An 11,867-nucleotide genomic window follows, 5' to 3' on the forward strand; every position below is an offset into this window, starting at 1 on the left:
CGGACCGCCCCGCGCCCGCCTGACGCCCGTTTCGCGTTCGAGCGTGCCCGACTTCTGCCCGTTTCCCTGCCGGGCCCCCGACCACTCATGGAGAACCCATGGACCGAACCCTCCGACCCCCGCGGCCACCGCTGCTCCGCAGACCTCTGGCCCGGCTCGCCACCACCGCCCTCGCGGCCCTCGCCGCCCTGGCCACCACCCTGCCCTCGGCGGCCCCCGCCGAGGCGAGCGAGGCCGGCCGCCCCACCGCGCTGCGCACCGGGGCCCTGCGGCAGGCGCTCGGCATCGACGACACCACGCCCGAGCTCAGCTGGCGGCCCACCACCACCGGTAGGGACACCGTGCAACGCGCCTACCGCATACAGGCCGCCACCAGCGCGGCCCGGCTGGAGGCGGGCCGCCCCGACCTGTGGGACTCGGGCAAGGTCGGCTCCGCCGCGCCGCGGGCCGGCTACGCGGGCGACCGGCTCGGCCCGCGCACCCGCGTGTACTGGCGGGTCAAGGTGTGGGCCGGCGGCGGCGCGGGCCGGGCGTCCGGCTGGAGCGCCCCGTCCGTCTTCGAGACCGGGCTGACCTCACCGAAGGACTGGTCCGCGCAGTGGATCGGCCACCCCGACTGGCAGCTGAGCGGCCGTCGGGTCACGCCCGTGGTCGTCGATCTGCCCAAGACCACCGCCCGCTACGTACGGCTCGACGTCACCCGGCTCGGACTGCCGCTCGCCGAAGGCGACTTCCCCGCCCTCACCCGGCGGCTGCAACTGGCCGAGGTCGAGGTGCGCGACTCCGCCGACCCCGAAGGACCCGACCTCGCCAAGGGCGCGGCGGTCACCGCCTCGGAGAGCAACACCGTACGCAAGACCTGGGAGCCCGCCCTCGCCGTGGACGGACTCACCAACAGCGGGGCGCAGACCGCCGCCGGATACGCGAGCAAACCGCACCCCGACGCCGATGTGTCCGCCACGCCGATCACCCTCACCCTGGACCTCAAACAGACCGCCCGCTTCGACCGGGTGCTGCTCTACCCGCGCGCCGACGTCCTCACCGCCGACGGCCGGGTGCCGGGCTTCCCCGTCGACTACACCGTCGCCACCGCGGACGCGGCCACCGGCCCGTTCACCGAGGCCACCCGCGTCAGCGGGCAGACGCCGCCGAAGCCGTATCTCCCGGCCGGACTCCCGCTGTTCGCCAAGGACTTCACCGTCCTGAAGGACATCCGCTCCGCCCGCCTCTACCTGACCGGCCTCGGCGTGTACGACGCCCGGATCAACGGCCGCCCGGTGGGCGACGCCGTACTGGAGCCCGCCAACACCGACTTCGCCGACCGTGTGCAGTACGCCACCTACGACGTGACCAAGCGGCTGCGGCGCGGCGCCAACACCATCGGGGTCGAACTGGGCAACGGCATGGCCAACGTCGTGAGCACCGCCGACCGCTACCGCAAGCTCTACGGCAACCTCAGCGACCCCAAGCTGCTCGCCCAGCTGGAGATCACCCTCGCCGACGGCACCGTTCGGCGCATCGCCAGCGGCCCCGACTGGCGTACCACGCTCGGCCCCACCACCTCCTCCAACTGGTACGGGGGAGAGGACTACGACGCCCGCCGGGAGCTCCCGAACTGGGACCGGCCCGGCGGGGACCGCACCGGCTGGCGCGCCGCCACCGCCGTTGCCGCACCCGGCACCGCCACCGACCCGGCCCAGGTCAGCGCCCGCGAGACCGAGCCGATCCGGGTGACCGAGACACTGAAGGGCACCGAGGTCGCGAACTCCCCGCAGGGCAGCCGGGTGTTCGACCTCGGGCGCAACATCGCCGGATGGCCCGAGATCACCGTGCGCGCGCCCGAGGGCACCGCGGTACGCGTCCACCCCGCCGAAAGCCTCAAGGACGGCCACGCCCACCAGTCCATCAGCAACGTCGGCGCGCCGCTGTGGGACAGCTACACCACGGCCGGCACCGCGCAGCAGACCTGGCATCCGCGCTTCAGCTACCACGGCTTCCGCTATCTGGAGCTCAAGGGCCTGCCCGAGGGCGCCGAGGTGTCCGTACGCGGCCTCGTCCTGCACACCGACAACGCCTCCGCGGGGGAGTTCAGCAGCGGAAGCGAGCTGCTGAACGGCATCCACTCACTCATCCGGGGTGCCATCCAGGGCAACATGATGAGCGTCCTCACCGACTGCCCCAGCCGCGAAAAGCTCGGCTGGCTGGAGCAGGACCAGCTGGTCTTCCCCGCCCTGGCCGCCAACTACGACATGCAGTCCCAACTGCGCAAGATCGTCCGGGACATGGCCGACGCACAGACCTCGGACGGCCTGATCCCCAGCACCGTGCCGGACTACACCCTGCTGCCGGGCGCCTACCGCAACGACGCCAACTGGGGCGGGGCGTTCGTCCTCGTCCCCTGGCAGCTCTACACCACCTACGGCGACCAGGAGACGCTGCGCACCTACTACCCGAGGATGAAGGAGTACGCGGCCTTCCTCGAGCGGCAGGTCGCCGACGGCATCCTCGACTACGGCCTGGGCGACTGGATCACCCCCGACCGCACCTTCCCGCGCGCCGTCGCGGGCACCTACGGCTACTGGCGGGTGGTCGACGCGCTCGGCCGGATCGCCGGCGTGCTCGGCGAGCGCGAGGACGCCGCCGCGTACCGGGAGAAGGCCGACGCCTCCGTCGCCGCCCTGTCCGCGAAGTACTACGACGCCACCACCGGCACCTTCGGCGGCGGCGGACACGGCGCGGAAGCGCTCGCGCTGGACATGGGGGCCGTGCCCGACGGACAGCGGCAGCGGCTGCTCGACCACTTCGTGCACAGCGTCGAGCAGGCCGGCGACCATCTGGTGCTCGGCGAGATCTCGCTGCCCGCCGCCTTCCGGGTGCTCTCCGCCGCCGGGCGCGACGACGTGGTCTACCGGATCGCCACCAGGACCGACAGCCCGAGCTACGGCTACCAGGTCCAGCACGGCAACACCACGCTCGGCGAGACCTGGGACGGTGGCTCCGGCCAGTCCCAGAACCACTTCATGCTCGGCGTGATCGACGGCTGGTTCACCGGCTCCCTCGCCGGGATCCGGCAGACCGACGACTCGATCGGCTACCGCAGGCTGCTCTTCGCGCCCGCCGTCGTCGGCGATCTGACCTCGGCGGCAGCCTCGTACACCACGCCGTACGGCCCCGCTCGCAGCTCCTGGCGGCGCGACGGCTCCGCGTACCGGCTGACCGTGACGGTGCCCGCCGGGACCACCGCCGAGGTGCGGGTGCCCGCCACCTCCGGGGCCGTGGGCGCGCCGGACGGGGCGCGGCCGCTGCGCACGGACGACGGTGTGCGGGTGTACGAAGTGCCCTCCGGGACCTGGAGCTTCACGTCCGTATACCAATCCGTATCCGAGCCGCGGACCGGGAGCGACGCATGAGAGACAACAGAGGCGGCCCGCGCCGCCGGACGCTGCTCGGCCTGGGCGCCGCGGCCGGGGCGGCGGCGGTCCTCCCGACGACCGCGGCGATTGCGGCTCCCGCCGCCGCGGCGCGCGGCACGGCCCCGCGGCCCGGCTTCGCCGCCGCGTTCGCCTCGCCGGGCCGCGCCGTGCGGCCCAAGTTCCGCTGGTGGTGGCCGGACGGCCTGGTGGACCCGGCCGAGCTGGCCCGGGAGGTCGACCAGATCGCCGACGCCGGGTTCGGCGGGGTGGAGATCGCGGCCGTCACCCACAGCCTGAGCGAACCGATCGACGCCGAGCGCTACGGCTGGGGGACCGCGGCCTGGGTCGCCGGTCTGGAGAGCGCCCTGCGCCAGGCCGACCGGCGGGGCCTCACCGTCGATGTCACCATCGGCCCGGCCTGGCCCGCCGCCGTGCCCACCGTCACCCCGGACAGCGCGGCGGCGGCCTCGGAGCTGGCCCACGGCCTGGTCGTCTTCCAGGGGTCTCAGGGCTCCTACGCGGGCCCGGTGCCGCCGCCGGTGGTGCCCGCGGCCGAGGGCGTGACCGACCGGCGGCTGCTGTGGGTGCAGGCGGCCCGCGTCGGCGCGGCCGCCGCGGCCCCGGCGCCACTGCAGCTGGACCGGGACTCGGTGACCGACCTGACCGCGCTGGTCCGCGACGGCGCCCTCCAGTGGACCGCGCCCGACGACGGACAGTGGGCGCTGATCTCGTACTGGGAGCGCGGCTCCGGGCAGCGGCCCGAGGGCCCCGCCCACACCTCCCCACTCGCCTATGTCGTCGACCACTTCAGCGCCGCCGGCACCCGCGAGGTCACCGACTTCTGGGAGCGCCACATCCTCACCCGCCGGGTGCGCGAACTGCTGCGCCGGGCCGGGGGTGCGCTGTTCGAGGACTCCCTGGAGATCGAGACCGACGCCACCTTGTGGACCCCTGGCCTGGCGGACGAGTTCGAGCGGCGCATCGGCCACCCCCTGCTGCCGTATCTGGCCGCGGTGATCGAGAAGGACGAGAAATACGTCTTCGCCTTCGACGCCGCCACCAACAAGGCCGTGCGCCGCGACTATATGCAGGTCATCACCGATCTGTATCTGGAACACCACCTGCTGCCGCTGCGCGACTGGGCCCATTCGCTGGGCCTCGCCCTGCGCGTCCAGCCGTACGGCCTGGAGACCGACGCGATCCACAGCGCCTCGCTCCTGGACATCCCCGAAGGCGAATCGCTCGGCTTCAAGAATCTCGACGACTTCCGCTGTCTGGCCGGTGGCCGGGACATGGGCGGCGGGCGGGTGCTGTCCAACGAGGCGGGCGCCACGGCGGGCGGTGCGTACGCCACCACCTGGGACGCCACGCTGCGCAAGCTGGTCACCCAGTACTGCGCGGGCGTCAACCAGGCGGTGCTGCACGGCTTCGGCTACGCGACCGCGCCCGGCGCCGCCTGGCCGGGCTTCGCCGCCTTCTCCCCGTACCACGGCGGCCCCGGATACGGCGAGGCGTGGGGGCCGCGCACCCCGGCCTGGCGCCATGTGTCCGACGTGGCCGGATACCTCGGCCGGATCCAGGGGGTGCTCCAGTCCGGCACCCACCGGGTCGACGTGGCCGTGCTGCGCCAGAAGGGGTACGCGGGCTCCGGGCTCGGCGCGCCCTGGTTCACCCCGGACGGGGTGCCGCTCGGCTGGACGCACACCTTCCTCAGCCCGCGCTCGCTCGGCCTGCCGAGCGCCGTGGTGCGGGGCGGGCGGCTGGCGCCCGACGGGCCCGCCTTCAAGGTCCTGGTGCTGGAGGGCGACGTCATGATCGGGCGTGAGCACACCCTGGAGCTGGACACCGCCCGCAAACTGATCGAACTGGCCGAGGACGGCCTGCCGATGATCGTGGTGGGGGACTGGTCGGACGGGCATGTGCCCGGGCTGCCGCACGAGGGCGACGACGAGCGGCTGGGCGCCCTGATCACCCGGCTGCTCGCCGTCCCCGGGGTGCGGCGCGTCGCCGACCGGCCTGATATCCCCGCGGCCCTGGCCGACCTGGGCATCGAGCCCGACGTGGCGTACGCGGCGCGCTCGCCGCTGCTGCACGCCCACCGGGCGGGGCGGGACGTGGCCTACCACTTCTTCGCCAACGGCTCGGCGACCGCGGCGGTGGACCACGAGGTGGCCATCGCCGCGCCGTGGGCCAAGGCCACCCCGTACGCGCTCGACGCCTGGACCGGCGAGGTGGCGCCCCTCGCCGTCCACCGCGACGACGGCGGCCGGGTCACGCTGCGGATCACCCTGGCGCCCGGGGCCACGGCTCTGGTCGCGCTCGCGCGCGGCGCCGGACCGCTCCATGCGCTGAGCACCGACGCCGAGTCGGCGCGGATCGCGAACGGTGTGCTGGAGGTGCTCGACACCCGGCCCGGGGCCCGCGAGACCGTGCTGAGCGACGGCCGGAAGGTCGTCGCGCGCATCGGCGAGCTGCCCGCGCCGCTCACCTTGGACCGCTGGTCGCTGCGGGTGGCCGACTGGCGGCCGGGCCGCACGCCCGACCGCCATGTCACGGTGGACCACCGGCTGGACCTCGACGCCCTCGCGGCCTGGCCGGACCTCCCCGGTCTGGAGGACGTCTCCGGCGTCGGGCGCTACCGCGCCACCGTACGGCTGGGGCGCGGCTGGACCGGAGCCACCGGCGCCCGGCTGGAGCTGGGGGAGGTCTTCGACACCTACCGGGTCACCGTCAACGGCACCGCGCTGGGCCCGGTGGACCAGGTCACGGGCGTGGTGGACCTCGGGGGCCTGCTGCGGCGCGGTGAGAACACGATCGAGGTCGAGGTGGCCACCACGCTGCTGAACCGGCTGCGGACCGTCCGCCCGGCGGAGTTCGGGGCGGCCAAGCGGCAGCGGTACGGCCTGATCGGGCCGGTCCGCCTGGTGCCCTACGGACGGGCGGTGGTGCCCGCCGGCTGAGCCGGCGACTGAGCCCCCGGCTGAGCCATCACCGGCTCCGAGCCCGGCCCCGGCCCGAGCCCGCCGGGGCCGGGCCTACGGGGCGCCGGGCAGGACGATCCCGGGGGCCGTATCGGTCCGTTCGATGAGGATCATCGCCGCGTCGTCGGTCAGATGCCCGTCGGCGTGCCGGACCAGCGCCTGGCGCAGCCGGTCCAGATACTCCTCCGGGGTGGCGCCGTCCAGTATCTCCAGGGTCTCCGGCAGCGGGAAGAACTCGTGGGAGCGGTTGCGCGCCTCCAGCACCCCGTCGGTGTGCAGCAGCAGCCGCTCGCCCGCGGTGAACGGGTAGGTCTCGGTGGCGATGGGCGGGCCGGTGAGGAACTCCTCCAGGCCGAGCGGGGGCAGCGGGCGGGTGGGGTCGAGGGTCCGTACGCAGCCGCCCTGAACGATCAGCGGCGGCGGATGACCGCGGTTGATCAGCTGGATGGTCGCATCGTCCGGCACCTGCGCCAGCAGTACGGTGACGAACTGCTCGGCCTGCTCCTCCCAGTCCCTCGGATCGGTCGTCCGGTCCAGCAGCGCGTACTCCCGCTGGAGCGCGGCCGCGCAGCGGTGCATGACCTCGGCCAGGTCGCGTTCGTAGTGCACCGCCTCGCGGAAGGCTCCCAGCACCGCGGCGGCCGACCGCACGGCCGCCAGCCCCTTGCCCCGTACGTCCCCGACGATCAGACGCACCCCGAACCGGGTGGCCATCGCCTCGTAGAGATCGCCGCCGATCTGCGCGCCCCGCTCGGCCGCCAGATACACGCTGGCGGCCATCACCATGCCCATCCGGGTGGGCAGCGGCCGCAGCACCACGTTCTGCGAGACCTCGGCGATCCGCCGCACCTGCGTCAGCTCACGCGTTCTGCGGACCCGTACGGCGCTGCTCACCACGCTCGCGATCGCCACCAGTAGCAGCGCGGCCATGTTGGCGTACACCTGCTGGGTGCCCCAGGCGTGGTTGACCGTCGCGGTGGTCGAGCTCACCAGCAGGGCAAGACCGGCCACCGCGCTGGTGCCCAGCGGCCCCATGGTCACCGCCGCCAGGGCCGGGGCCGGGGACAGCAGGGGGCCCGTGTACACCACGTGCACCGGTGACAGCTCGATCGTGACCACGGCCACCAGGGCCACGAAGGGCAGGCACCGGGCAATCACGAAGAGCTTACGGCTGTGGCCGTTGGCTCCTCGGTCCGCTGAAGAGCGGAGGAATCGCATAACCAGCTACTTTAATCGGATTACTGCACGTTCAGGCGTTAACGGGCGGTAAAGGCAGTGAATCATGGAAGGCGGGTGGAGTGCGGGGGCCCTATGTCATGTCCTGCGTCTTGAGGGGTAAGGTCGGCCATTCGGGCGTAATGTAGCGCTATGCCTGAACTGCCGGATGTGGAGGGTTTTCGGCGGGTTTTGGCCTCCTGTGCGGAGGGCCGCCGGGTGGAGGGAGTCGAGGTGGGCGACGCCGGGGTGCTGCGCGGGGTGACATCTCAGCGGCTGCGGCGGGAGCTGACCGGCCGCCGCTTCGACGCACCGGAGCGGCATGGCAAATGGCTGATCGCTCGCACCGACGGTCCCACCGTACTCCTGCACTTCGGGATGACCGGAGATCTGACGTGCCATGTGCACGACGACCCGCCTCATCCGCACGACCGCGTCACCATCGTCCTCGACGACGGCCATGACCTCCGCTACCGGGACCAGCGCAAGCTGCGCGGCCTGTGGCTGGCCGCCACCGACGCCGACCTCGACCGGATCATGGGCGACCAGGGCCCGGACGCGCTGTCCGTGACCCGCGCCGAACTCGACAAACGGCTGGCGGGGCGGCACGGACGGGTCAAGGCGACCCTCACCGACCAGTCCGTCGTCGCCGGGCTCGGCAATCTGCTCGGCGATGAGATCCTGTGGCGCGCCGGCATCAACCCGGCGCGGCGGACCGACGAGCTGACCCCCGAGGAACGCGCCCGGCTGGAGCGCGCGATGCGCGGTGTGCTGCTCACCTCGGTCCAGGCCGGGCACGTGCCCACCAGCCCCTCCTGGCTCACCGGCCGCCGCGACGACCCCGACCCGCACTGCCCGCGGTGCGGCAGCCCGCTGCGGCGCAGCCGGATGGCCGGGCGGACCACCGCCTGGTGCCCCCACTGCCAGCCGGGCGGGACGTGACGGGCGGGTCATGACCCGCCCGGCTGGCGGTGCGGGCACGGGATCAGCGCCGGAACACCGGATCCGGCTCCGCCACCGCGGGAAATGCCTCCTCCAGGTCGAACCCCGACGCGGGCGTACCGCGCAGCGCCTCCCGCGTATAGGTGCTCCAGACCTTCTCGGGGACCTCCGTCCCGGTGTCCTTCAGCCGGATCTGCTTCCGGCTCTTCGCGCCCTCCCCGAAGAAGGCGACCGTCGTGACCAGGTCGGGGGTGTAGCCGACGTACCAGGAGGCCTTCTTGTCGTCGGAGGTGCCGGAGATGCCCGCGGCGGGCCGGGCGAGGGAGCGCGCCGCCCGTGGTCCCTCGTCGTTCTTCACGAGGTCGGCGGTGAGGAAGTCGGCGGTCGCGCGGGTGACCGCCTGGTCGCCGACGGCTCCCGGCGGCCCGGCCGTCTCGTCACCGCGCCGCGCGGACTTCACGATGGTCGGTGTGACGCGCTTGCCGTGGCTGTCGATCGTGGCGTAAACACCGGCCATCCGCAGCGGACTCGCGCCCGCCAGGCCCAGCGTGACCGTCGTCGGGTTGGTGAGGCCGGTGATGTCCGGGGGCAGGCCGAGGGCCACCGCGATGTCCTTCACCTCCGTCCGGCCGCCTTTTCGCCCCTGCTTGTTCTCCATCGCGGTGGCGGTCACCAGCGGCAGAAAGACGGGCCCCACCTGGTAGTCGGCGCGGGTGGCGTTGCTGAGGTAGTGCTTGGTGTAGTCCCGGCCGCCGTACAGCGCCAGCACCCGGCCGCTCCCGGGGTCCACCGAGGCCGCCGCGCCCTGTGTGTCCGCGTCGCGCAGCGCCGGCTTCATCGCGCGCTCCAGGGCCCGCTGCTTGTCCGGGTCGATGTTGAGGGTGATCGTCCAGCCGCCCGCGGCCAGCTCCTGGTCGCTGACCCCGGCCGCGATGAGTTCGTTCCGTGCCGCGTCCACCAGATAACCGGCCTGTCCGCCCAGGCCCTGGGCGGGCTGCGGGGCGACCGGCACCGGGAAGCGCAGGGCGCGCCGCTCGCCCGCGTCCAGCCAGCCCATGTCGACCATGTTGTCCAGGACGTAGTTCCAGCGCCGGGTCACCAGCCGCTGCGCCGTGGGGGTCGCGACCGCCCAGTCGTACTGGCTGGGGGCCTGTACCAGCGCCGCGAGATAGGCGCCCTCGGCGACCGTCAGTTTCTCGACGTCCTTGTCGTAGTACGCCCGGGCCGCGGCCTGGACGCCATAGGCGACCCGCCCGAAGTAGCTGGTGTTCAGATAGCCCGCGAGGATGTCGTCCTTGGAGTTCCGCTGGTCCACCTTGAGGGAGATGATCAGCTCCTTCACCTTGCGGGTGACGGTCTGCTCCTGGCTGAGGTAGTAGTTCTTGACGTACTGCTGGGTGATCGTCGAGCCGCCCTGGGTGCCCTTCCCGGTCACGGTGTTGACCAGGCCCCGGACGACGCCGACCGGATCGATGCCCGGGTCGTCGTAGAAGGTCTTGTTCTCGGCCGCGACAAACGCGTGCTGCACTGCTTTGGGCACCCTGCTCAAGGGGACCGACTCGCGGTTGATGTCGCCCGTGCGGGCCAGCACCGTTCCGTCGCTGTACTTGTAGATGTTGGCCTCGGCCTTCGCCAGGGCGTTGGCCTTGGGGATGTCGATGAGGTAGTAGAGGAGCGCGAAGGCCCCGACCAGCAGCGCGCACAGCGCGACGAAGTAGGCCAGGAGCCTGCGCCAGGTGAAGAAGCGCCGCAGACCGGTCCGCTTGACCCCGCCCTTCCCCCGCAGCCCCTTTCCCCGTTTCGCTCTCCTTCTCGTACGGACCCCGGCCGTCTCCTCGCCGGCCGCCGCGCCGTCCGGCTCGCGCCGAGTGCGTAACGCCATACGCGGACCTGTCATACCGGGAGCACCTCCGTCGAGCCCCGCGAGATATTCGCGGGCGGCGCCATCCTCGACAGCGAAGATCTTCAAAACCGCAAAGCCCGGTATCGGCTCCGGCTCGGCCGGGCCTCGAATACCGCTCGGCGGTGTATCAGTCGTGTATCGGTGCGCGTATCGGTGCCTGTATCGGCGCCGCTTCGGGGCCGGCGGGGAGGCGCAGCGTGGCCACCGCCCCGCCGTCCGGTGCGTTGCGGAACGCCAGCTCGGCGCCGATGACCTCCGCCTGGCCCAGCGCGATGGTCAGCCCCAGGCCGTGGCCCCGGCCGCGCTCCCGCGCCCCGGTACGGAACCGCTGCGGGCCGTCCCGCAGCAGGTCGTCCGGGTAGCCGGGGCCGTGGTCGCGTACGGTCACGGTCCTGCGGTCCGGGTCCACCGTCACCTCGACCGGGGCGCGGCCGTGCCGATGGGCGTTGACGACCAGATTGGCCACGATCCGCTCCATCCGCCGCGGGTCCGTCCACACCGTCGGCCCGTCCCCGGCACCCTCTTCCGTACCGTGAGCGGTGCACAGCCGTACGTTCAGGGCGGTGCGGGCGACGGCCTCGGTCACCAGGAGCCCGAGGCGGCATGGCGACAGATCGGCCCGCTCCGCGCCGGCGTCCAGCCGGGAGATCTCCAGCAGGTCCTCGACCAGCGTGCTCAGCACCCGTACCCGGTCCCGTACATACCCGGCGGCCTCGCCCGGCGGCAGCAGTTCGGCGGCGGTCACCAGACCCATCAGCGGGGTGCGCAGCTCATGCGCCACATCGGCGGTGAACCGCTGCTCGCGGAGCAGCCGTTCCTGGAGTGCGGCCGCCATCGAGTCGACGGCCCCGGAGATCTCGGCGATCTCGTCGTGCGGGCGGGCACCGGCCGAGATACGGGCGTCCAGGTCACCGGCGGCGATCCGGCGCGCGGTCGCTGCCGCGGCGCGCAGCCGCCGGCTCATCCGCCCGGCGGTCACCACGCCGAGCGGCAGCACCACGGCGGTGGCGATCAGACCGGCCAGCACGATGTTGGTGTCGAGCGCGCTGATGTCCCGCATGGAGGTGTCCAGGTCCACGCGGACCGACAGGACCTGGCCGTCGGCGGGTCTGGCGGCCCACATCGCGGGCCCACCGGGCCCGGTGGTGAACTCGGTGCCCCGGTGCCCCTTGCGTACCAGGGCGCGCAGCCCGCCGGGGAGCCCGGGCGCGTCCAGCGCGGCCCCGGAGCCCTCGACCTCGCCGGTGCGGGCGTAGCTGACGGCGGCCCGCTCCAGCGTGGTGCGGGCGGTGTCCCGCGCCTGCGACAGCTCGCGCTCCTGTGAGGCGCGGTGCACCAGCACGCCGACCGCCGCGGCCACCGCACAGGCGGCCGCCGCCACCAGAGCGGCTATTCGCCATCTCAGCGCCATCG

At 73.2% G+C, this 11,867-nt stretch carries 6 protein-coding genes; 3 read left to right on the plus strand and 3 right to left on the minus strand.

The annotated features are described in order from the left end of the window. Window positions 1–98: 98 nt before the first annotated feature. Entirely contained in the window at window positions 99–3,410 is a 3,312-nt protein-coding gene (locus ACH4U7_RS34735) for a family 78 glycoside hydrolase catalytic domain (RefSeq protein ID WP_398531755.1), read from the plus strand. Next, window positions 3,407–6,373, plus strand: a complete 2,967-nt coding sequence (locus ACH4U7_RS34740) for a glycosyl hydrolase (RefSeq protein ID WP_398531756.1) — start codon at window positions 3,407–3,409, stop codon at window positions 6,371–6,373. Before ACH4U7_RS34735 ends, ACH4U7_RS34740 begins: the two co-directional genes overlap by 4 nt. Before the next feature lie 75 nt (window positions 6,374–6,448). Here ACH4U7_RS34740 and ACH4U7_RS34745 read toward each other — a convergent pair whose 3' ends face one another. Then, entirely contained in the window at window positions 6,449–7,612 is a 1,164-nt protein-coding gene (locus tag ACH4U7_RS34745; protein WP_398531757.1) for a PP2C family protein-serine/threonine phosphatase, read from the minus strand. 150 nt (window positions 7,613–7,762) lie between these two features. On the opposite strand from ACH4U7_RS34745, the gene ACH4U7_RS34750 reads away from it, so the two are divergent. Next, entirely contained in the window at window positions 7,763–8,551 is a 789-nt protein-coding gene (locus tag ACH4U7_RS34750; RefSeq protein ID WP_398531758.1) for an Fpg/Nei family DNA glycosylase, read from the plus strand. Between the two features lie 43 nt (window positions 8,552–8,594). Here the strand turns inward: ACH4U7_RS34750 and ACH4U7_RS34755 are convergent, their stop codons facing one another. Together ACH4U7_RS34755 and ACH4U7_RS34760 are read right to left on the minus strand one after the other, a co-directional pair. Then, entirely contained in the window at window positions 8,595–10,433 is a 1,839-nt protein-coding gene (locus tag ACH4U7_RS34755) for a transglycosylase domain-containing protein (protein ID WP_398531759.1), read from the minus strand. Window positions 10,434–10,581: 148 nt separating this feature from the next. After that, entirely contained in the window at window positions 10,582–11,865 is a 1,284-nt protein-coding gene (locus ACH4U7_RS34760) for a sensor histidine kinase (RefSeq protein WP_398531760.1), read from the minus strand. Window positions 11,866–11,867: the final 2 nt, after the last annotated feature.

The organism is Streptomyces sp. NPDC020845 (genome assembly GCF_044334165.1).
In the GTDB taxonomy this organism is placed as follows: domain Bacteria; phylum Actinomycetota; class Actinomycetes; order Streptomycetales; family Streptomycetaceae; genus Streptomyces.